The following is a 22,047-nucleotide window of genomic DNA, read 5'->3' as shown; positions in this document are numbered from 1 at the left end:
GCGCCCCGTCCTCCGCGCCCTCGCCGGGGGCGACGGGCGCGGAGGACGGGGCGACGTCGAACCGGTCGGTGATCTACAGCGGTGAGATCCAGCTGCGCTCCGCGCACGTCGACGCGGCGGTGCAGCAGGCGCAGACGCTGGTCCGGTCCGTGGGCGGCTACATCGACTCCGAGCAGGTCGGCGATGCCACGACCATGCCCTGGAACGGCGGTGCGGCCTCCGACTCCGGCACTCCGCAGGCCATCCCGCTCGCCCCGCCGCCCCAGGCCTCGGGCGAGGCCGCGGTCCTGTCCCTGCGCGTCCCGTCCGCGTCCTACGACGCGGTCTTCACCCAGCTCTCCTCGCTCGGAACGCTCCTGGCCCGCGAGCGCTCCAGCCAGGACGTCACCGAGCAGGTGGTCGACCTCGACGCCCGCGTCACCAGCGAGAGGGCGAGCCTGGACCGGCTCGACGCGCTGATGAGGCAGGCGGGCTCACTGAACGACATGCTCACCCTGGAGCAGGCGGTCACCCAGCGGGAGTCCGATCTCAACTCGCTGGAGTCCCAGATCGCCTCCCTGCAGGGGCAGGTCGCGATGTCGACCGTGACGGTCGAGCTCTTCCAGACCGCGGCCCCGCATCCTTCGGCGAAGCCGAAGCCCTCCGGGGCGTGGGGCGCGGCAGGCCACGCACTCGGCGCGGGCTGGCACGGCCTGTACCTGGTCGGTCGCGGCCTCCTGGTCGCGCTCACGGCCAGCCTGCCGTTCCTGCTACTGCTCGCCCTGCTGGGCTACGGCATCTTCCGCTTCACCCGCCGCGGCCGGAAAGCCGAGGCAGACGAGAAGTAGCACCTCCAGGGGGCGCGGGGCGCTGCCGGCATGCGGCTCCGCCCTCAGCCTTCGGCCGGGAGGCGCCCCCAGCGGGGGCGCGACAGCCACTGTGGGTGAGTCGCTGCACGAGCAGGGTCATCCGCACGCCGGTGGTGGCTCGCGCAGTCCCCCGCGCCCCCGGAGAGTGCAGCTACTTCGCCGTCTGCTCGTGCACGTACGCCGTGAGGCGGGTGAGGGCGTCGGGGTCGGTGGTCGGGTGGACGCCGTGGCCGAGGTTGAAGACGTGGCCGCGGCCGGAGGCCTTCGCGGAGGCGAGGACCTCGTCCGTCTTGGCGCGGACGGCGGCCTCGGGGGCGAACAGGACCGTCGGGTCCAGGTTGCCCTGCAGCGCCTTGCCGCCGGCGACCCGGCGGGCCGCCTCCTCAAGCGGGACGCGCCAGTCCACGCCGACCACGTCCGCGCCCGCCTCGCCCATCAGGCCGAGCAGCTCACCGGTGCCCACGCCGAAGTGGATCCGCGGGACGCCGTACGAGGCGACCTCCGCGAAAACCTTCTGCGAGGCCGGCATCACCGAGCGCCGGTAGTCGTCCGGCGCCAGCCCGCCCGCCCAGGAGTCGAAAAGCTGGACGGCCGAGGCCCCGGCCTCGATCTGGACCTTGAGGAAGCCCGCGGTGATGACCGCGAGACGGTCGATCAACTCGGCCCAGAGCTCAGGGTCGCCGTACATCATCGCCTTGGTGTTCTCATAGGTGCGCGACGGGCCGCCCTCGACGAGGTAGCTGGCCAGCGTGTACGGCGCACCTGCGAAGCCGAGCAGCGGCGTCTCGCCGAGCTCGGCGACCAGCAGGCCGACGGCCTCGGTGACGTAGGGGACGTCGGAGGGCTCCAGCGGACGCAGCTGCGCGAGGTCCTCACGGGTGCGCACGGGGTGGGCGATGACGGGGCCGACGCCGGGCTTGATGTCCAGGTCGACGCCGATGGCCTTCAGCGGCACCACGATGTCGCTGTAGTAGACCGCCGCGTCCACGCCGTGCCGGCGGACCGGCTGCAGGGTGATCTCCTTGACCAGCTCCGGCATCATGCAGGAGTCCAGCATCGCGATGCCCTCGCGGACCTTGCGGAACTCCGGCAGCGAACGGCCCGCCTGGCGCATGAACCAGACCGGGGTGTGCGGAACCTCCTCCCCACGGCAGGCGCGCATGAACGCGGAGTCGTACGTGGGGCTGCTCTGGCCGATCGGGCCGCTCTCGCTCTGGGTCACCCTGAAATCTTCGCACGCTCGAAGCGGGCCTCTTCCGTGGTGTCTGCGCTGCGCGGACCGGCCGGGCGCATAGTCTTCCGGCATGGCTGGGGTGAACGGCGGAAAGCCGAGGTACGAGGGCGGTTCCGGGTTCGGTGACGGGGCGTCGGGGGAGCCGTCGGTTCCCGAGCCGTTCCGGGCGGCCGTCACGGAGCTGCTCGGCACCCGGATGCGGTCGGAGATCACGCTCGGGAACACCCCCGCCCCGCGCCGTCTCGCGCCCTACGCCTACGCGCTGACCGCGACCGTCGAGTCCGACGGCGAGGAGCTGGCCGACGGCCGGCTGGTGCTGCTGCACGACCCCTCCGGGCACGAGGCCTGGCGGGGCGAGTTCAGGCTGGTCTCGCTGACGCAGGCGGAGCTGGAGCGCGAGATCGCGGACGACCCGCTGCTCGCGGAGGTCGGCTGGTCCTGGCTGACGGACGCGCTGGAGCAGTTCGGCTGCGCCTACACCGAGCCCAGCGGCACGGTCTCGCGCGCGTACTCGCAGTACTTCGGCGCGATCGCGGACCGCCCCTCCAGCACGGAGATCGAGATCCGTGCGTCCTGGACGCCGGTCCCGCGCGGTGACGGCTCGCTCGACCTGGGCGCGCACCTGCGTGCGTGGGGCGAGCTGCTGTGCCAGTGCGCGGGCCTGCCGCCGTCACCGCTGCCGCTGCCCGCTCCGGGCGCACCGTCACCGACCGCGCCCTCACAGGTGAGCAGCGTCGTCCCGATGCCGACCCGCCGCCAGCCGCGCGGCGGGGCCTGAGCCGGGGCTCGGCCTTCCTCACGTTCCCCACGTTCCTCACGCCGATCAGGTGAAGGTTCGTCAGCTTCGGCGTACGCTGGGGTATCCGATTTCGGACATTTGGGCCACATGTTCGGCGTGTCGACCGCTTTTGATCACTTTCGGGTGACTTAGGCTCAATCAGGCTGAACAAAACATCCGAACTGCCCGATTTGCCCCTCACTCAATCGTGATCATTCGCTAAAGCCGGGCACCGATGGTGCCGAAGCAGACAGTGACCCTCTTCCCGGCACCTCACCACAGGAGGCCTGGTGTCCGTTCTCCTTGAGCACCCCGCAAACCTGGTCGCCTACCGTCCGACGAAGCCCACCGCCATGGTGGTCATCGCGGACCCGCGCGTTCGCTCCACGGTCACCCGGCATCTCTGGGCCCTCGGCGTGCGCGACGTGATCGAGGCCTCCTCTCTCGCCGAGGCCCGGCCACGGGTCGGCACCCCCCGTGACATCTGTGTCGCCGACGTTCACCTCCCGGACGGCTCCGGCCTCGCCATCCTGGCCGAGACCCGCGCCGCCGGCTGGCCCAACGGTCTCGCGCTCTCCGCCGCCGACGACATCGGCGCGGTCCGCAGTGCGCTGGCCAGCGGCGTCAAGGGCTACGTCGTGACCGGCACCCGCGTCGGCAACGGCGTCCCGCAGCGCCCCGGCATGAACGGCGTCCCCGCACTGCGCCCGGGCCTCCCCGGCTCGGCGTCCCACCTGCGGCGCCCCGGCATGCAGATGCCGCCCGGCCCCGGCGTCCCGGGCTCCGCCCCGGCCCAGGGCCAGCCGGCGCCGCAGGCGTACCGCGAGCTCTCCGGCCGCGAGGTCGAGGTCCTGCGCCTGGTCGCGGAGGGGCAGTCCAACAAGGCGATCGGCGTCGCCATGGGCCTCTCGGCGCTCACCGTGAAGTCCCACCTGGCCCGCATCGCCCGCAAGCTCGGCACGGGCGACCGCGCGGGCATGGTCGCGGTGGCGCTCCGGACGGGCATCATCCACTGATCCTGCCCCTCCCCGGAGGGAACGTTTCGGCGGACCTCCCGCTGCACTACCAGGGGCGCGAGGAACTGCGCGACAAGCCACCCCCGTGTGATGAGTCACCGCTCGAGCAGGGCCGTCCGCACACGGTGGTCGCTCGCGCAGTTCCCCGCGCCCCTAGTGGTGCAACCGCTTGGCGCACCGGAAGAGCATCGACCGGCTACGGGCGTAGTCTTTGTTCGTGACCGACGCCCCTGAAGACGCCATCGACCAAGCAAGCAGCGATGCCCCCGGGCAGGCGGTCCACGCGGTGCCTCTGCTCGAGCCGAGCGAGGGCATTCCGCCCGTGATCGCGGACGCGGACGCGCTCGACGCAATCGTCCGCCGGTTCGCGCGCGGGCACGGCCCGGTGGCGATCGACGCCGAGCGGGCCTCCGGGTACCGGTACGGGCAGCGGGCGTACCTCGTGCAGCTGCGTCGCGAGGGCTCCGGCAGCACGCTGATCGACCCGGTCGCATGTCCGGACCTCTCCGCGCTCGGGGCCGTGCTCGCCGACAACGAGTGGGTGCTGCACGCGGCCAACCAGGATCTCCCCTGCCTCGCCGAGCTCGGCATGCGGCCGACCCGGCTGTTCGACACCGAGCTGGCCGGACGCCTCGCGGGCTTTCCGCGCGTCGGTCTCGGGCCGATGGTCGAGAACGTGCTCGGGCTCAGCCTGGAGAAGGGCCACTCCGCCGTCGACTGGTCGACGCGCCCGCTGCCTGAGCCGTGGCTGCGCTACGCCGCGCTCGACGTGGAGGTACTGGTCGAGCTGCGCAACGCGCTCGAGCAGGAGCTGCACGACCAGGGCAAGCTCGAGTGGGCGCAGCAGGAGTTCGCCGCCATCGTCGCCGCTCCCCCGCCCGCGCCGCGGGTGGACCCGTGGCGGCGGACGTCCGGCGTGCACAAGATCCGCCGACGTCGGCAGCTGGCGGCCGTGCGGGAGCTGTGGCAGGTGCGGGACCGGCTGGCGCGCGAGCGCGACGTCTCCCCCGGCCGCGTGCTCTCCGACGCCGCGATCGTGGCGGCCGCGCTGGCGATGCCGTCGTCCATCGCCGGGCTGCAGGCCGTGGCGGGCTTCGGGCCGCGCATGCACCGACGCGCGCTGGAACAGTGGATAGCCGCGATCGAGGTCGCCCGGGCGCTGCCGGAGCTGCAGCTGCCGACGGCCACCGCGACGCACGAAGGACCGCCTCCGCCGCGCGCCTGGGCGGACAAGGACCCCCTCGCCGCCGCCCGGCTCTCCGCCGCCCGCGCCGCCGTGACCACGCTCGCGGAGCAGCTGCACCTGCCGCAGGAGAACCTGGTCACCCCCGAGCTGGTGCGCCGCCTCGCCTGGACGCCGCCCTCCCGGGTCACCGACGGATCGGTGGCGGACGCGCTCGCGGTGCTCGGCGCGCGTCCGTGGCAGGTTCAGCAGGTCTCCCCGGTGATCGCCCGGGCCTTCGTGACCGCGCGGGTGAGCCCGAACGGCGCCGCGGCGCACGCTTCCGCCGTGGAGTGACCCACGGCTCATCCCTCCCCTCCTTGGCGCGTTGGTTACCGGCGGGTAGCATCACTCTCGGGACGTCGCAGTCGTGAGCCGCAGTCGCGAGCTTCTGCCGCCGTCGGCTGCTCCGTTCCCCTGTGACCACACCGTGCCCGCTGCGAACGGGCGCTTGGGAGGAGAGCCACCGTGCCTCGTACCGCGAGGGACGTCGTCTTCGTCGACGGCGTCCGCACCCCCTTCGGCAAGGCCGGCCCCAAGGGCATCTACGCCGAGACCCGCGCCGACGACCTGGTGATCAAGGCGATCCGGGAGCTGCTGCGCCGGAACCCGAACCTGGACCCGGCCCTCGTGGACGAGGTCGCGATCGCCGCCACCACCCAGATCGGCGACCAGGGCCTGACGCTCGGCCGCTCCGCCGCCCTGCTGGCGGGTCTGCCCAAGTCCGTTCCGGGCTACTCCATCGACCGCATGTGCGCCGGCGCGATGACCTCGGTGACCTCCGTCGCCGGTGGCATCGCCTTCGGCGCCTACGACGTCGCCCTCGCCGGTGGCGTCGAGCACATGGGCCGCCACCCCATGGGTGAGGGCGTCGACCCGAACCCGCGCTTCCTCTCCGAGAAGCTGGTCGACGAGTCCGCCCTGTTCATGGGTATGACCGCGGAGAACCTGCACGACCGGTTCCCGCACCTGACCAAGCAGCGCTGCGACGAGTACGCCGTCCGCAGCCAGGAGAAGGCCGGCAAGGCCTACGCCGACAACAACATCCAGCCCGACCTGGTGCCGGTGGCCATCCGCCGCACCAACCCGGAGGGCGGGGAGACGGGCTGGGGCCTGGCCACCGCCGACGAGCCGATGCGCCCGGGCACCACGCTGGAGTCGCTGGCGAACTTGAAGACCCCCTTCCGCCCGCACGGCCGGATCACCGCCGGCAACGCGGCCGGCCTGAACGACGGCGCCACCGCCTCCCTGATCGCCGCCGAGGACGTGGCGCGCGAGCTGGAGCTGCCGGTCAAGATGCGCATGGTCTCCTTCGCCTTCGCCGGCGTGGAGCCCGAGGTCATGGGCATCGGCCCGGTCCCGGCGACGGAGAAGGCGCTGGCCAAGGCCGGTCTGTCCATCTCCGACATCGGCGCGTTCGAGATCAACGAGGCCTTCGCCATCCAGGTGCTGGCCATGCTCGACCACTTCGGCATCGCCGACGACGACGAGCGGGTCAACCCCTTCGGCGGCGCGATCGCCTTCGGCCACCCGCTGGCCTCCTCCGGCGTGCGTCTGATGACCCAGCTGGCCCGCCGCTTCGAGCAGCGTCCGGACGTCCGTTACGGCCTCACCTCCATGTGCATCGGCATGGGCATGGGCGGAACGGTCATCTGGGAGAACCCGCACTTCGACGGTAACGGGAGCAAGTGATGACCACCACCACCGAGATGCTGCTCAAGGCTCACGAGCTGTTCCCGGACGAGGTCGTGACGACCGCTCACGTGCGTCACCTCGACCTGCCGCTGGGCGCCGGCCGCTTCGCGCTGATCACCCTGGACAACGGCTTCGACCACACCAAGCCGACCACCTTCGGCCCGGGCTCCCTCGCCAAGCTGAACGAGGCGCTGGACCAGGTCGAGCGTGAGGCCGCGGCCGGCGAGATCGTCGCCGTCGGCATCACCGGCAAGCCGTTCATCTTCGCGGTCGGCGCCGACCTCAAGGGCGTCGAGGTGCTCAAGGAGCACAGCGACGCGCTGGCCATCGGCAAGGGCGGCCACGACGTCTTCAAGCGGATCGCGGCCCTGCCCGTCCCGTCCTTCGCCTTCTACAACGGCGCGGCGATGGGCGGCGGCGTCGAGGTCGGCCTGCACTGCACCTACCGCACCGTCAGCTCGGGCCTGCCGGCCTTCTCGCTGCCGGAGTGCTTCCTCGGCCTGGTCCCGGGCTGGGGCGGCTGCACCCTGCTGCCGAACCTGATCGGCGCGGGCAAGGCCGTCCAGGTCATCATCGAGAACGCGATGGCCCAGAACAAGCAGCTCAAGGGCAAGGACGTCTTCGACCTCGGCATCGCCGACGCGATCTTCGAGCCGGCCGACTTCGTCGAGCAGTCGCTGCTGTGGACCGCCAAGGTCCTCACCGGCGCCCTCGCCGTCGAGCGTCCCGAGGTCGACCGCGGTCAGGCCTGGGACGACGCCGTCGCCTGGGGCCGCGCCGTCGTCGACGGCAAGGTCCACGGCGCCGCTCCGGCCCCCTACCGGGCGCTGGACATCATCGCCCAGGTCAAGGACGGCGACCTGCAGGCCGGCTTCGACGCCGAGGACGCCGCGCTGGCCGACCTGATCATGGGTGGCGAGCTGCGCTCCGGCATCTACGCCTTCAACCTGGTCCAGAAGCGCGGCAAGCGCCCGGCCGGTGCGCCGGACAAGTCGCTGGCCCGCCCGGTCACCAAGGTGGGCGTCGTCGGCGCCGGCCTGATGGCCTCGCAGCTCGCGCTGCTGTTCGCCCGCCGCCTCCAGGTGCCGGTCGTCCTCACGGACATCGACCAGGAGCGCATCGACAAGGGCGTCGGCTACGTCCACGGCGAGATCGACAAGCTCCTCGCCAAGGGCCGGATCAACGGCGACAACGCGAACCGCCTCAAGGCGCTCGTCACCGGCTCGCTCGACAAGGCCGCCGCCTTCGGCGACGCGGACTTCGTCATCGAGGCCGTCTTCGAGGAGATGGGCGTCAAGCAGCAGGTCTTCGCCGAGGTCGAGGCCGTGGTCTCGCCCACCTGCATCCTGGCGACCAACACCTCCTCGCTGTCCGTCAGCGAGATGGCGTCGAAGCTGGAGCACCCGGAGCGGGTCGTCGGCTTCCACTTCTTCAACCCGGTCGCGGTCCTGCCGCTGCTGGAGATCGTCCGCGGCGAGAAGACGGACGACGCGTCGCTGGCGACCGCGTTCGGTGTCGCGAAGAAGCTGAAGAAGACCGCCGTCCTGGTCAAGGACGCCCCGGCGTTCGTCGTGAACCGGATTCTCACCCGCTTCATGGGCGAGATCCAGCAGATCATCGACGAGGGCACCCCGATCGCCGTCGCCGAGAAGGGCGTCGAGCCGCTCGGTCTGCCGATGTCCCCGATCATGCTGCTGGAGCTGGTCGGCCCGGCCATCGCCCTGCACGTGTCGGAGACCCTGCACACCGCCTTCCCCGAGCGCTTCTTCGTCTCCGAGAACCTGGCCCGCGTGGTCCAGGCCGGCAAGCGCGGCTTCTACACCTGGGCGTCGGGCCAGCAGGAGCTGGACCCCGAGGTCGTCGCGCTGCTTCAGGTCGGCGACAAGGTCCTCACCGAGGAGCAGGTCCGCGACCGCGCGCTGGACGTCGTCGCCCAGGAGATCCAGCTGATGCTGGACGAGGGCGTCGTCGCCGAGGCGCAGGACATCGACCTCTGCCTGATCACCGGCGCGGGCTGGCCGTTCCACCTGGGCGGCATCACGCCGTACCTGGACCGCGCGGGCGTCTCCGAGCGGGCCAACGGCAAGCGCTTCCTCGCCCAGGGCGTCGCGAGCGTCCCGGCGTGAGGCGATAGCTGACACCCAAAAGGGCGGCTTCCCGAGATCCTCTCGGGAAGCCGCCCTTCCGCTTTGCCTCCCACCCGACCGGCTCCCGCGCCGGGGTCCCAGTCGGGCCGTCGCGGTGTCGCTGTCCCGGGCTGCCGACCCGGGCGTCGGGCCCGGCTCAGGCGGCCGTGCGCGGCGCCGAAGCACTGGGGCTGCGGCGGGGATGCCGCAGGCCCCGGCCGAAGGGCCGGGGCCTGGGGTTGGTCGCGTTCCCGCGGGAGGGTTCGCCGGGCGCGTCAGGGGGTGACGGAGGCCGACGGGGTGACGGAGGCCGTGGGCTTCTTGTCCTTGGCCGCCTTGAGCTTCGGGCTCGCCGACACCGAGGTGCTCGGCGTGAGCGACGCCGTCGGCGTCGGGGTCGCGCCGTTGGTGACGGCGATGGAGGGCAGGTCGCCCGAGGACGGGGTGGCCGAGACCGCCGCGGCGAGGACGCGGTCCCGCAGCTGCTGCGGGGTCAGCGACTGCGTCGCGGAGACGACCGTCGTCGCGTTCGCGTTGCCGGCCCCGGCGTCGGCCGCGCTCTGCATCACCATGACCGGGGCCGCGCCCAGCTTCAGCGCGGTGAACGCCTTCGTGGAGTCCTGCACCCAGACCTTGTGGTCGCCGTTGTCCACGCAGGCGCGGAACACGTCGGTGTCCAGGCCCTTGATCTTCTTCGCCAGCGTGATCAGCTCGCTCGTCGACGCGAAGGCGTCGTCCGACTCGGCCGGCTGGTGGTTCAGCAGGACCGCGCGGTAGTCGGCGAACTTCTTCGCGTCCAGCGCGCAGCCCAGCGCGTTGCCCGCCTGGAGCGAGCCGTCGCCGCCCTGGCTGGCGTCCACGCCGTCGGTCTCGTGGTAGTAGACGTTGGCCACGCCGGAGGCGACGAGCTGGCGCAGGGTCGCGCCGTAGGTGTTCTCGAAGGCCAGCGTCGCGGGGTCGCGCAGGTCCTCGTAGACGGTCAGGGTGACGGCCGCGTGGCCGTACTCCGGAACGGCCAGGGCGGGCGTGCCGATCGCCCCGGCCGGAGGCGCCAGCTGGGTCTCCTTGTGGGCCCGCACCACGGATCCGATCAGGCCCGCGACCACGAAGATCGCGACGACGACACCGCCGGCCACGATCCAGCGGCGCCACGGCGTACTCCGAACTGACGCCCCCGCCGGCTGCGGGCTGTTGTCCGTGGAGCTCTTCACTTCCACCTGTCCTCGACTACTCGGTCCGTGCTGTGTGTCCGACTGGCCTACTGCTCAGTTCGGGGAACGGGGGTCAGCCTCTCATGCGAACATGTGAAGGCTTCAACTGGATCATGGCTCAACGCCCGCGCAGCCGGTAGATCACCGCGCCCCCCGCGGTCCCGACCCGCTCGTAACGCGCCGCGAGCAGGTCCCGGATCGGCGGGACGGCCGCGGGGGCGTAGGGAGCGCCCTGGGAGTCGTCCACGACGAGCGCGGGCGGATGGGCGGCCACCTCCCGCTCGAAGGTCGTCCAGGCGCCCGCCACGGCCTTCTGGACCCCCACGCCCTTGCCGCCCCGGCCGCCGGCGAAGTTGGTGAGCAGCCCCGCGGTCAGGTAGCGGCTCGCGGGGGCGCGGTCGGCCAGCCAGTAGATCTCCGGGTGCATGCCCCAGACCAGCACGCGCTGGTCAGGGCCGGTGTCCGCGTCGACGGCCTGCGCCACGGTCCGCACGCGCGTCAGCGGCTGCGTCGACGCGAGGAGGCCGAGCGCGACGAAGACCGCGGCGGCCATCGCCGTCCAGGTGACCGCGACCCGGGTCCAGCGCGGTTCGGCCACGCGGTGCAGGGCCCCGGCGCACAGCAGGGCCAGCGGCGGGACGAGCTGGAGGTAGTAGTGCCCGAAGAAGTGGAACCCGACGACGACCCCGACGGCGGAGCCGGCGAACCACAGCCACACGTCAGTCTCCTCGCGGAGCGAGACGCGCAGGCTGCGAACGAGCAGGATCACCGCGGGGACGACGGCGGCGAGCATGATCCCCGCGTTCCCGGCGGCCCGTCCCAGCGCGGTGGTCCAGGCCCCGTCGAGCGAGGCGTAGTCGCCGGAGCCGGAGACGACCCAGAAGAGGAAGTTCCTCGGGCCGGTCAACAGGGCGAGCGCGGCGACGGGAACGACGAAGCCGAGGAGCAGCCGCAGGGCGGCGCGGGGGCGCCGATCGTCGCGCCAGAGCAGGTAGAGCGCCGGGAGCAGGACGACTCCCCCGGTCTGCTTCACCATCGCGGCGAGGGCCGCGGCGAGCCCCGCACCGGCCCAGCGCCTGGTGCTCGCGCACCAGAACGCCGCTGCGGTGGCGGGCAGCATGAAGACCTCGAAGGTCGCCGCCTGGGTGTCCTCCGGCGCGAGCGCGACGCTGAGCAGCACGGTGAACAGCCCCGCGCCCGTCCCCGCGGCGTCGCCCCAGCGGCGACGGGCGACGGCGGCGGTGAACAGCGCTGTCGCGAGGCAGGCGAGGACCGCGAGTACGCGCAGCGGCCACAGCGAGTCCGAGCCGAAGAGCGCGAACGCGCCCTGGTAGAGCCACGGCAACAGCGGCGGTTTGCGGTCCACGACGTCGACGTAGAGCGTCCCGCCGTGCGCGAGCATCCGCGCCTCGGTCGCGAGGTACCCCTCGTCGGGGTTCCACAAGGCCCGCGTGAACGCCGGCACGTGGACCAGGACGGTCACGGCTGCGAGGAGAGCCAGCTGCAGCACCCAGGGGCGCGAGGCGCTGCGCGCCAGGCCACCGAAGTGGTGAGTCGCCGAACGAGCAGGGCCATCCGCACCGGGTGGTCGCTCGCGCAGTTCCCCGCGCCCCTTGGGAGGTTGCAACTACAGCACCGTCGCAGGGTCCAGGGAGACCTTGGCGACCAGGGCGGCGGCCTTCTCCGCCACGCCCTCGGCGGTGAGGCCGATCTCCTGGAGGATCTCGTCGCGGGTGGCGTGGTCGAGGAACTGCTGCGGGATCCCCAGATCCCGGAGCGGGACGTCGACGCCCGCGTCGCGCAGGGCCTGCGCGATCGTCGCGCCGACGCCGCCGACGCGGCCGTTGTCCTCGACGGTGACGACCGCGCGGTGCCGCGCCGCGAGGGGCGCGAGCTCCGGGTCGACGGGCTTGACCCAGCGGGGGTCGACGACCGTCACGGCGATGCCCTGGGCGGCGAGCTTGTCCGCCGCGTCGAGGCAGGTCTGGGCCATCGCGCCGACGGAGACGATGAGCACGTCCGCGTCCGCGCCGTCGACGCTGCCGTCCAGCAGGACGTCCATGCCGCCGACGCGGCCGACGGCCGCGACCGCGGGGCCGACGTTGCCCTTGGAGTAGCGGACGACCGTCGGCGCGTCCTCGACCTCGACGGCCTCGCGCAGCTGCGCGCGCAGCTGGTCGGCGTCGCGCGGAGCGGCCAGGCGCAGGCCGGGGACGACCTGAAGGATCGACATGTCCCACATGCCGTTGTGCGAGGCGCCGTCCGCGCCGGTGACACCGGCTCGGTCGAGCACGAACGTCACGCCGCAGCGGTGCAGCGCGACGTCCATCAGCACCTGGTCGAAGGCGCGGTTCAGGAACGTCGCGTAGACGGCGACGACCGGGTGCAGGCCGCCCGTCGCGAGGCCGGCGGCCGAGACCGCGGCGTGCTGCTCGGCGATGCCGACGTCGTAGATGCGGTCCGGGAACTCCTTGGCGAAGGGGGCCAGGCCGACCGGGTGGAGCATGGCGGCGGTGATGCCGACCACGTCCTTGCGCTCGCGGCCGATGGCGACCATCTCCTCGCCGAAGACGGAGGTCCAGTCCTGACCCGCCGTCTTCACCGGGAGGCCGGTGTCGGGGTGGATGACGGGGACCGCGTGGAAGCGGTCCTCCTCGTTCTGCTCGGCGGCGCGGTAGCCGCGACCCTTCTGGGTCAGGCAGTGCACGATGACCGGGCCGCCGAAGCCCTTGGCGCGCTTGAGCGCCGACTCCAGCGCCGAGACGTCGTGACCGTCGATCGGGCCGACGTACTTCAGGCCGAGGTCCTCGAACATGCCCTGCGGCGCGATGAAGTCCTTCAGGCCCTTCTTGGCGCCGTGCAGGGTCTCGAACAGCGACTGGCCGACCACGGGCGTGCGCTGCAGCGCGTCCTTGCCCCAGGACAGGAAGCGCTCGTAGCCCTGGGTGGTGCGCAGCGTGGCGAGGTGGTTGGCCAGGCCGCCGATGGTCGGCGAGTAGGAGCGCTCGTTGTCGTTGACGACGATGATCACCGGGCGGTCGCTCTCGGCGATGTTGTTCAGCGCCTCCCAGGCCATGCCGCCGGTCAGCGCGCCGTCGCCGATGACGGCGGCGACGTGGCGGTCGGCGTGGCCGAGCTGCTGGTTGGCCTTGGCCAGGCCGTCGGCGTAGCCGAGGACGGTCGAGGCGTGCGAGTTCTCGATGACGTCGTGCTCGGACTCGCCGCGCGACGGGTAGCCGGAGAGGCCGCCCTTGCTGCGCAGGCGACTGAAGTCCTGACGGCCGGTGAGGATCTTGTGGACGTAGGACTGGTGCCCGGTGTCGAAGAGGATCCGGTCCTTCGGCGACTCGAAGACCCGGTGCAGGGCGATGGTCAGCTCGACGACACCGAGGTTGGGGCCGAGGTGGCCACCCGTCTTCGAGACCTCCTCGACCAGGAAGCCACGGATCTCCTCGGCCAGCACGGCCAGCTGTCCCGGGCTGAGACGGTCCAGATCGCGCGGTCCCCGAATGCGGGTCAGCAGGGCCACCCGTTCCTCCTCTATCTCTGTCCGGCGCCGGGCGTCTTCGCCCGGTGCCCTCTCCCACCCGGGCGGCCGTGGACGCCCAAGTCCGCTCAGTCTAGTTGTCCTCTGCACGCGCGCGACCGCCCGGCACCGGAGCGGTATCGGTGCCGGGCGGTCATTTTGCGTTCCGTCAGCCCCGTGACCGGCTCTCCCCCTCAAGAGAACCGAACACGTTGCGGAGGGCGGACGGCGTTTCGCGCGTCCTTTCGGGGGACGGCCGGCGGTGCTGGCCGTCCCCCGAGCAGGACGTCAGGCGCGTCCCGAGGACTTCTGGGTGCGCCGGGACAGCGAGTCCACGACCACGGCGGCGAGGAGCACGCCACCGGTGATCATGTACTGGATGTCCAGGGTCAGGCCGAGCATGTAGAGGCCGGCGTTGATCGACTCGATCACCAGCATGCCGAGCAGGGCGGACCAGACCCGGCCGCGCCCGCCGAAGAGCGAGGTGCCGCCGATGACGGCCGCGGCGATGGCCATCATCAGGTTGTTCGGGTCGCCACCGGCCTGGCCGGCCGCGTTGGTGGTGGCCGCGATGGCCAGACCGCCGAGCGCGGCGAAGGTGCCGGAGATCGCATAGACGGAGATCCGGATGGCCGGGACGGAGATACCGGCGCGGCGGCTCGCCTCGATGTTGCCGCCGACGGCGAAGATCTTGCGGCCGTAGCTCGTGCGGCGCAGCACGAAGTCGCAGATGATCAGCAGCGCCAGGAAGAGCACCAGCGCGTTCGGCACGCCGCTGGCCTGGTTGAGCACGTAGGCCGCACCGAAGGCGCCGATCGCCAGCAGCGCCGCGCGCAGCACGAGCTCGCTGGTCGGCTTGAACGGGACGCCGGCGGAGCGGCGGCGGCGCTGCTCGCTGAAGCCGCCGAAGAGCAGCGACGCCACGGCGAGCACGGCCAGGATGTAGGCGCCGGAGATGTCGCCGCCGAGGAAGTACGAGTTCCCGGACAGGAAGTGGTTCAGGCCCTTGTCGTCCAGGTTGATGGTGCCGGAGTTGCCCAGCAGCCACAGCATCACGCCCTGCCAGGCCAGGAAGCCGGCCAGGGTGACGATGAAGGCCGGCACGCCGATCTTGGCGAAGACGAAGCCGTGCAGCGCGCCGATCGCGGTGCCGGTGAGCAGCGTGAGCAGCACCGCGAGCCACGGGTCGACGTGGTCGTTGACGGACAGCACCGCGTAGACGGCGGCGGCCAGACCGCTGACGGCGCCGACCGAGAGGTCGATCTCGCCGAGCAGCAGCACGAAGACCAGGCCGACGGCGAGCAGACCGATGCCCACCATGTAGTAGGCGATGAACTCGGCCGTCGAGGCGGCGAAGTACTTGTCGTCGTTGAGGCTGAAGACCAGCCAGATGACGATCAGGCCGATGATGACCGGCAGCGAGCCGAGGTCGCCGCCGCGGACCTTGCGGACGAACTCGGTGAGGTAGCCCGAGAGGCCCGACTCGCGCTGGAGCAGCCGCGGGTCGACGGCGGGGCCCGGCATCGTGTTCGGGGTGGTCTTGGTGTCGTTGCTCACTTCGCGGCCTCCGCCGTGCGCGCCGCGCGCCGGGTCACCGCGTTCTCGGTGGCGCCGGTGATGGCGGCGATGATGGTCTCCTGCGTGGTCTGCTGCACCGGGAAGGTGCCGTTGTTCTTCCCGAGGCGCAGGACCGCGACGGTGTCCGCGACGGCGCGGACGTCGGCCATGTTGTGGCTGATCAGGATGACGCCGAGGCCGCGCTCGCGCAGCCGCTCGACCAGGTCCAGGACCTGCGCGGTCTGCTCGACGCCGAGGGCGGCGGTCGGCTCGTCCAGGATGACGATCTTCGGCTCGCCGATCAGCGAGCGGGCGATCGCGACGACCTGTCGCTGTCCACCCGACAGGGACGCGATCGGGATGCGGACGGAGGGGATGCGGATGGACAGGGTGTCCAGCAGCTCCCGCGCCTTCTGCTCCATGGCGACCTCGTCGAGGGTGCCGCGGCGCTTCAACTCGCGCCCGAGGAACAGGTTGTTGACGACGTCCAGGTTGTCGCAGAGGGCGAGGTCCTGATAGACGGTCGCGACGCCGAGGTGCTGGGCGTCCTGCGGCCGGTTGATGTGGACCGGGCGTCCCTCCCACTCGATCTGGCCGTCATCGATGGGGTGGACCCCAGCGATGGTCTTGACCAGGGTGGACTTACCGGCGCCGTTGTCACCGACCAGGGCCACCACCTCTCCGGCGTGGACCTCCAGCTCGACGTCGGTCAGCGCCTGGACGGCGCCGAACCGCTTGGAGACTCCGCGCAACGCCAGTACGGGCGCGCTTGTCACGTGAACCAACTCCTTCTCCCCGTCCGGTGCCTCGGACGGGATGCCGCGCCAGCCCTGGCGCCTGCGAGGTCGTGCGTAAAGCCTTGAATGGAATGTCCCGCGTCCGCCCGCACACGGGAATCCCGTGTGCGGGCGGATATCTGACCTACCGTCGGGACTACGTCCGGACTACTGCAGGCCCGCGGCCTTGCACGCGGTGGCGAAGTCCGAGGTGCAGATCTGCGAGACGGTGTAGAGGCCGTCGGCGACGACGGTGTCCTTGATGTTCGCCTTGGTCAGCAGGACCGGGGTGAGCAGGTCGGACGGGACCGTGTTGCCGGAGAGGCTGGTCTTGGTGGCGGTGGCGACCGAGCTGATGGACTGGCCGTTCAGCAGGTCGACGGCGAGCGTGGCGGCCGCCTCGGCCTCCGGCTTGTACGCCTTGTAGACCGTGTACGCCTGGGTGCCGGCCACGATGCGCTGGACCGCGTCGAGCTGGGCGTCCTGGCCACCGATCGGCGCGTTGACGCCGGCGTTCTTCATCGAGGTGACGATACCGGCGGCCATGCCGTCGTTGGCGGAGTAGACGCCCGCGACGTTCTTCGCACCGAGCTGGTTGAAGGCGGCGGTGGCCTTCTGCGCGGCGACGTCGGGCTTCCACAGACCAGAGGCGTCGTAGGCGATGTTCACCTTGCCCTGGACCGCGGTCTGGAAGCCCTTCTTGAAGTCGGCGGCGTTCGGGTCGGCCGAGTCGCCGTCGATCTCCACGACCTTGGCGGACGCGGTGGCTGCCGAGCCCATGGCCGTCAGCAGGCCCTGGCCCTGCAGCTCGCCGACCTTCTCGTTGTCGAACGAGACGTAGGCGTCGACCGGGCCCTGGGCCAGGCGGTCGTAGGCGACGACCTTGATGCCCTTGTCGTGGGCGGCCTGGACGGAGGCCTTGATCTGGGCCGAGTCCTGGGCGTCGATCACGAGGACCTTGACGCCCTGGTTGATCATCGTCTGGACCTGCTGCGCCTGGGTCTGGGCGCTGCCACCGGCGTTGGCGTACTGGACGGTGACGTTCGGGGCCAGGGCCTTGACCTTGGCCTCGAACAGCGGCTTGTCGAACTGCTCGTACCGGGTGGTGGTGTTCTCGGGGAGCAGCAGACCGATGGTCTGCGAGCCGCCCGCGGCCGAGCTGGAGGAAGAAGAAGAGCTGGCGGTGCTGCTGCCCGCCTTGCCACAAGCGGCCAGGCCGAGCGCGATGGAAACGGCGGTGGTTACCACGACCGTGCGGCGCAGAGTGCTGTTCATCGTTTGGGGTGCCTCCCTGACGCGGTCGCCACACTGCGACCGAGGTGTGAGGAGTCAACCCCGCACTCCGGGCTGACGTCAATAATTAAAGTCGATGAACAGGCGATCCGAATCCATTCGTTATCTTCCTGAAGGCATGGCGGCAACCAAGCCCCCGGAATGCGGACATCACCCCGTGGACAATGCGCTGGAATCGCTCATTTCGGACATCACCAACGCCAAGGCTCCAAGAACCTCGGCCCTTCCGCCCAGCGTTCCGGGCACGACCGACAGTTGTCGCGCGGCGCTCGGGATGGCGTAGCGGGCCACCGACTCCCTTATCGGGTCCAGCACCAGGTCCCCCGCCTCGGCCAGATCGCCGCCGAGGATGACCCGGCGCGGGTTCAGCAGGTTGCAGAGGTTGGCGACACCCGTGCCGATCTGGCGGCCGGCGTCCGCGATCACGCGACGGCAGCCGAGGTCGCCGCGCTGCGCGAGCTGCACCACCTTCGGCATGCTCAGGTCCGCGCCGTGGCTCTGCTGCAGCAGGGCCAGGATGTGCCGGGCGCTGACGAAGGTCTCCAGGCAGCCGCGGTTGCCGCAGCGGCAGACCGGGCCCGCCTCGTCCAGCGTGATGTGCCCGATCTCGCCGGCCGTGCCGCCGGGGCCCCGGTAGATCTGCCCGGCGATGACCAGGCCGGCGCCGACGCCACTGGACACCTTGATGTAGGCGAGGTCGGAGAGCCCGCGGCCGGCGCCCCACACCAGCTCGCCCAGCGCGCCGAGGTTCGCGTCGTTGTCGACGAGGACCGCCATGCCGAGGCGGCGGGAGAGCTCCTGGGCCGGATTGATGCCGGTCCAGCCCGGCAGGATCGCGGTCGAGCCGAGCGCGCCGGTCTCCACGTCGATCGGGCCGGGGACGCCGAGCCCGACGCCGATGACCTTCTCGACGGGGAAGCCGGTCTGCTCCAGCAGTCGGGCCACCAGTTGCTCGGCCCGGCCGAAGCCCTGGTCGGCGGAGGCGTCGGTGTCGATCGGCTCGCTCTCCTCGGCCAGCACCCGGTGCGCCAGGTTGCCGATGGCCACCCGCAGGTGGGAGTGGCCGAAGTCGACGCCGACGACGATGCCCGCGTCCGCGCTGAGCGAGACGCTGCGGGCCCGGCGCCCGCCGGAGGAGGTGGGCGTGACCACCACCGTCCCGACCTCGCTGAGCTCGCGGACGATGTTGGAGACCGTCGCCGCGGAGAGCCCCGTGCTCCGCGCGATCTCGGCCTGGGTCAGCGATCCGGCCATCCGGACGGCCCGGAGCACACGCTCCAGGTTGGCCCGGTGCAGCGACGACTGTGAACCCGGCGTTTCCACGGACATGATCGATCCATCCTCCCCGCGCCCTTGCGGCGGAGACCTCTTCGCGGCCTGCTTTCGGCCTTGAATACAACTTCTGAACTTCAAGCAGAGCCAATGGGATGAAGTCGTGTCAAGGCTGAACGGAAAGAGGTGCCCTAAACGTTGCCGTAGCGCGCCGGTACTGCCCCGCGCGGCGCGGGGAGGGGCGAAGGCAAGGGCTGCCTTCGGGCAGACCCCCAGCAACGCGAGGAGAACTCACGTTAGTGACTCGCCAAGGCCGTATCCGATCAGGCAGAGTGAGGCCATGCACGTTCCCGCGCCATCCGAAGGCAGCGTCCGTCGCCGGCCCGTGCAGCGGCGCAGTCAGGAGCGCTTCGACCGCATCCTCGACGCCACCGCGCGCCTGCTCGACGAGGTCGGATACACCGCGCTGACCACCAAGGAGGTCGCCCGTCGCGCGGAGGTCCCGATCGGCACCCTCTACCAGTTCTTCCCGGGTGTCGACGGACTGCTGGGCGCGCTCGCGGAGCGCAACCTCGAGCACTTCATGGACCGGCTGACCCGGCGGATGGAGGCCGAGCGGCCGTCCGACATCGCCACCATGGTCGACCTGGCGGTCGAGGAGTATGTCGCCATGCACCGCGCCGTCCCCGGCTTCGGCGTCGTCGACTTCGGCGCGGTCGGGCGCGAGGACGCGCAGAGCGTGCACCTGCTGGACTCGGTCCTGGAGAACAACGCCGCGGTCGCGGACCGGCTCTGGGCCCTGCTCGGCGACCTCATCGGCGGCGAGGACCGCGCGGCGGCGCGCATCTCCCTGCAGGTCGCGCTGGAATGCGCGGACGCGGTCCTGCGCCTCGCCTTCCGCCAGGACACCGAGGGCGATCCCGTGCTCATCGCCGAGTGCAAGAAGCTCCTGCGCGGCTATCTCACCGCCCCGGACTGACCGCTACGCGCTCCTGAGTCGCGGCATCACCTGGTCCGTGAACAAACGCAGGCTCTCCCAGCCCGCCTCGACGGGCATCCCTCCGCACATCGGGTGCAGCAGCAGCGTGCCCATCGGCCCCTCCTCCCCGGCGACCGCCACGCACTCCTGCGGGGTCAGGCAGCAGTAGACGCCCTCCGCCCGGAGCTGATCGACCGTCAGCGCCTTCGTCGCGACCGCCGAGCGGATGTCGGGCGTCTGCCACGAGGCGTAGGTGCGGGCCTCGTGCAGGAAGTGCTCGCCGTACCGCGCCCAGGCGCGGTCGGGGTCCTCGGTGCAGTGGACCATCCGGGTGCGCTCCGGAGGCAGCAGGACGAAGCCCTCGTGCCAGTCCGCCGCCGCTGCCAGCGACGCGTAGTACTCGACCAGTTCGGGCAGGTGGGCGGCGGTGAACAGGGGCAGCCGCAGCCGGACCGCGCGCCGCGCGGCGGCCCGGGACGAGCCGCCGACGATCAGCGGCGGCTGGGGCGCGGTCAACGGCGGCGGAGTGAGCCGGACCGTGCGGCCGCGGTACACGAACTCCTCCCCCGACCAGGCCGCGACCAGCGCGGTCAGCACCTCGTCCTGGATCCGGCCGCGCTCCTTCCACTCGACGCCCATGAGCTCGTACTCGGCCGGCCGGTAGCCGAGCCCCGCGACGGTGGTGACCCGACCGTCGCTGAGGTGGTCCAGCACCGTCAGCTCCTCGGCCAGCCGCAGCGGGTCGTACAGCGGAGTGATCAGCGCGCACAGCATCATCGGGATGCGGCTGGTGGCCCCAGCGATCGCCGCGGCCGTCGCGATCGGCGCGGGACTCCAGCCGTCGGCGACCCCGTGGTGCTCCTCCAGCGTGATCAGGTCGAAGCCGTGCGCCTCGGCGTGAACGGCCATCTCGACGGTGGCGCGGTAGCGGGCGGCGACATCCTTGCGGTCCAGGCCGGGCGCGACCTGGTTGAAGCGCAGCGTGGTGACCGTCACGGGTTCGTCCCTTCCGGCGCCGAGAACTGACGACACGTCAGCTATCGGCATGGGTACCACCGCCCGCACGAGAGAACAAGCGCCCGCGCACGCCCGCCGTCAGAGCTTGGGCACCCAGCGCACGCCCGAGAGGGCATCCTCGACCAGCTGCACCTGGCGGGCCAGGACGTTGAGCCGGGCGCCCTCCTCCGCGTAGGCGCGCAGGCGCTCCTCGATCGCGTGGGGCTCGAAGTTCTCGGCGAGCTCCACGCGGGCGCGGGAGTACGCGGCGCGGGCGACCTGCAGGGAGCCGTCGGTGAGGTAGCGGACATCCCTCGCGAGCATCAGCGGGTGCTTGTACAGCACGTGGTACCGCCGCCACTCGCCCGGGACCTGGTCGTAGAGCCACCTGCGCGCAGACTCCTCCCAGCCGGGGCTGCCAGGGGGCTGCACGCGCTCCGGCCAGCCGGGAGGGACGGGCGAGGTGTTCACTCCACCAGTATAGGAACAGATTTTCGATTTTCGACCAGCCGATCATGCCGCGCCCCGGCACCCGACGCTGAGGCAACCGAGAGCTACCGGACCCTCGCCCCGAAGAAGCTGCAGGCGCTCCTCGACCAGCCCTCCGCGTCGGCGCGGCTCAGGCACACCTGAGCCGCGCCGGTACGGCTCAGAAACCCGCCGCGCCGAGGCGGCGTTCGATGCCGTCGAGGCGCTGGGCGAGCTGCCGCAGCAGCGACTCGGTGCCGGGCGGGGTCGCGTTCTGGCGAGCCTGGGCGAAGCCGGCCATCGCGGTGGCGATCGCCCGGCGGACCGCGGCGGCGTCCAGGCCCGCGGCGACGAGGATCCGCCCCGCGCCGCTCTCCTCCTCGGCGAGCAGGCCGATCAGCAGGTGCTCGCAGCCGATGTAGTTGTGACCGAGTTCGAGCGCCGCCTCCAACGCGGCGCCGATCGCGCTGCGGGCGGGCATGGTCAGCCCGGTCCAGAAGCCGCCCGCCTCCCGCACCGCCCCCGTCGCGTTCGGCAGCGGCTCGTCCGCCGTGCTCGCCAGCGCGGCCTCCCGCAGCGCGTCGGGCTCCTCGCCGAGCGCCGGCAGCAGCCGGACCCCGAGGTTGCCGCCCTCGTCGATCAGACCGACGAGCAGGTGCCTCGTGCCGACGGGATCCTCCCCCGCGGCCTGGTGGGCGAGCTCGACCGAGGCCTTGAGCCGGTCCGTCATCCGGCCGGCGAGGCGGGCCGCCAGCTCCGGACGGGCGTCCGGGTCGAAGTCCGGGTCGCGCAGCAGGGCCACGCCCTTGCGGGCGAGCGTCACCGCCTGGACGGCGTCGGCCAGGGCCTTCTGGCAGACGGCCGAGACGGGGATCTCGGCGGCCTTCACCGCGGCGGCGAGGTCGTCGGGCAGATAGACGTTGATCTTCGGCATGCCGCCTCCTCCATGGAGCCTCTCTAACCCCTCTTAGGGTTATGCATGGGGGTACATCCCGTCAACGGCTTCGCCGGGAAACGGGAACGGCCCCGCTCCCGGGAGGGGAGCGGGGC

General features: G+C 71.7%; 18 protein-coding genes. 7 read left to right on the top strand and 11 right to left on the bottom strand.

The features are described 5' to 3' along the window. On the top strand, positions 1–827 hold an 827-nt coding region (locus tag TR48_RS00720; RefSeq protein ID WP_084728654.1), incomplete at its 5' end, for a DUF4349 domain-containing protein. A 172-nt stretch (positions 828–999) separates the two neighbouring features. Here the strand turns inward: TR48_RS00720 and hemE are convergent. Continuing rightward, a complete protein-coding gene (gene hemE / locus TR48_RS00715; RefSeq protein WP_236651955.1) occupies positions 1,000–2,010 on the bottom strand; it encodes a uroporphyrinogen decarboxylase in 1,011 nt (336 codons plus the stop codon). A gap of 142 nt (positions 2,011–2,152) precedes the next feature. Between hemE and TR48_RS00710 the strand changes: the two genes are divergently transcribed. The 5 genes from TR48_RS00710 to TR48_RS00690 all read left to right on the top strand — a co-directional run bounded on the left by TR48_RS00710 (position 2,153) and on the right by TR48_RS00690 (position 8,919). After that, entirely contained in the window at positions 2,153–2,860 is a 708-nt protein-coding gene (locus TR48_RS00710; RefSeq protein ID WP_042363770.1) for a DUF3000 domain-containing protein, read from the top strand. Positions 2,861–3,150: 290 nt separating this feature from the next. Further along, positions 3,151–3,876, top strand: coding sequence for a response regulator transcription factor (locus TR48_RS00705; RefSeq protein ID WP_042363769.1), 726 nt, complete (start codon positions 3,151–3,153; stop codon positions 3,874–3,876). Positions 3,877–4,093: 217 nt separating this feature from the next. Further along, positions 4,094–5,395, top strand: a complete 1,302-nt coding sequence (locus TR48_RS00700) for an HRDC domain-containing protein (protein WP_439654433.1) — start codon at positions 4,094–4,096, stop codon at positions 5,393–5,395. Between the two features lie 171 nt (positions 5,396–5,566). Next, positions 5,567–6,790 (top strand): thiolase family protein, encoded by a 1,224-nt coding sequence (locus TR48_RS00695; protein ID WP_042363768.1) that lies wholly within the window; start codon positions 5,567–5,569, stop codon positions 6,788–6,790. Next, positions 6,790–8,919 carry a 3-hydroxyacyl-CoA dehydrogenase NAD-binding domain-containing protein gene (locus TR48_RS00690; protein WP_042363767.1) on the top strand — a complete coding sequence of 710 codons (2,130 nt, stop codon included), beginning with the start codon at positions 6,790–6,792 and terminating at the stop codon, positions 8,917–8,919. The genes TR48_RS00695 and TR48_RS00690 overlap by 1 nt, the downstream gene beginning before the upstream one ends. Positions 8,920–9,194: 275 nt before the next feature. Here TR48_RS00690 and TR48_RS00685 read toward each other — a convergent pair whose 3' ends face one another. The 7 genes from TR48_RS00685 to TR48_RS00655 form a co-directional block, all read right to left on the bottom strand. Further along, positions 9,195–10,130 (bottom strand): DsbA family protein, encoded by a 936-nt coding sequence (locus TR48_RS00685; protein WP_161789760.1) that lies wholly within the window; start codon positions 10,128–10,130, stop codon positions 9,195–9,197. A 118-nt stretch (positions 10,131–10,248) separates the two neighbouring features. Continuing rightward, entirely contained in the window at positions 10,249–11,613 is a 1,365-nt protein-coding gene (locus TR48_RS00680; protein WP_236651942.1) for an ArnT family glycosyltransferase, read from the bottom strand. A gap of 144 nt (positions 11,614–11,757) precedes the next feature. Beyond that, positions 11,758–13,659: a 1-deoxy-D-xylulose-5-phosphate synthase gene (gene dxs, locus TR48_RS00675; RefSeq protein ID WP_042363766.1), complete on the bottom strand. Its 1,902-nt coding sequence runs from the start codon at positions 13,657–13,659 to the stop codon at positions 11,758–11,760. A 285-nt stretch (positions 13,660–13,944) separates the two neighbouring features. Further along, the gene (locus TR48_RS00670; protein ID WP_084728684.1) at positions 13,945–15,180 is read right to left on the bottom strand and encodes a sugar ABC transporter permease; all 1,236 of its coding nucleotides are present in this window, start codon (positions 15,178–15,180) and stop codon (positions 13,945–13,947) included. A gap of 29 nt (positions 15,181–15,209) precedes the next feature. Further along, positions 15,210–15,998 (bottom strand): ATP-binding cassette domain-containing protein, encoded by a 789-nt coding sequence (locus tag TR48_RS00665; RefSeq protein ID WP_174501528.1) that lies wholly within the window; start codon positions 15,996–15,998, stop codon positions 15,210–15,212. A 159-nt stretch (positions 15,999–16,157) separates the two neighbouring features. Further along, the gene (locus tag TR48_RS00660; protein WP_042363763.1) at positions 16,158–17,264 is read right to left on the bottom strand and encodes a sugar ABC transporter substrate-binding protein; all 1,107 of its coding nucleotides are present in this window, start codon (positions 17,262–17,264) and stop codon (positions 16,158–16,160) included. Between the two features lie 168 nt (positions 17,265–17,432). Then, positions 17,433–18,605: an ROK family transcriptional regulator gene (locus TR48_RS00655; RefSeq protein ID WP_304941214.1), complete on the bottom strand. Its 1,173-nt coding sequence runs from the start codon at positions 18,603–18,605 to the stop codon at positions 17,433–17,435. A 334-nt stretch (positions 18,606–18,939) separates the two neighbouring features. On the opposite strand from TR48_RS00655, the gene TR48_RS00650 reads away from it, so the two are divergent. Continuing rightward, a complete protein-coding gene (locus TR48_RS00650; RefSeq protein WP_236651941.1) occupies positions 18,940–19,533 on the top strand; it encodes a TetR/AcrR family transcriptional regulator in 594 nt (197 codons plus the stop codon). A gap of 3 nt (positions 19,534–19,536) precedes the next feature. Here TR48_RS00650 and TR48_RS00645 read toward each other — a convergent pair whose 3' ends face one another. From TR48_RS00645 to TR48_RS00635, 3 genes are all read right to left on the bottom strand, one after another. Further along, complete coding sequence (locus TR48_RS00645) at positions 19,537–20,529, bottom strand: LLM class flavin-dependent oxidoreductase (RefSeq protein WP_174501653.1); 993 nt, start codon at positions 20,527–20,529, stop codon at positions 19,537–19,539. 99 nt (positions 20,530–20,628) lie between these two features. Further along, positions 20,629–21,000 carry a hypothetical protein gene (locus TR48_RS00640; RefSeq protein ID WP_042363759.1) on the bottom strand — a complete coding sequence of 124 codons (372 nt, stop codon included), beginning with the start codon at positions 20,998–21,000 and terminating at the stop codon, positions 20,629–20,631. 178 nt (positions 21,001–21,178) lie between these two features. Continuing rightward, positions 21,179–21,931: a Clp protease N-terminal domain-containing protein gene (locus TR48_RS00635; protein ID WP_042363758.1), complete on the bottom strand. Its 753-nt coding sequence runs from the start codon at positions 21,929–21,931 to the stop codon at positions 21,179–21,181. Between the last annotated feature and the right edge of the window lie 116 nt (positions 21,932–22,047).

Source organism: Streptacidiphilus neutrinimicus, from assembly GCF_000787815.1.
GTDB lineage: Bacteria > Actinomycetota > Actinomycetes > Streptomycetales > Streptomycetaceae > Streptacidiphilus > Streptacidiphilus neutrinimicus.
Note: the sequence above shows the minus strand (reverse complement) of the source record. Positions and strands in the feature narration are given on the sequence as shown.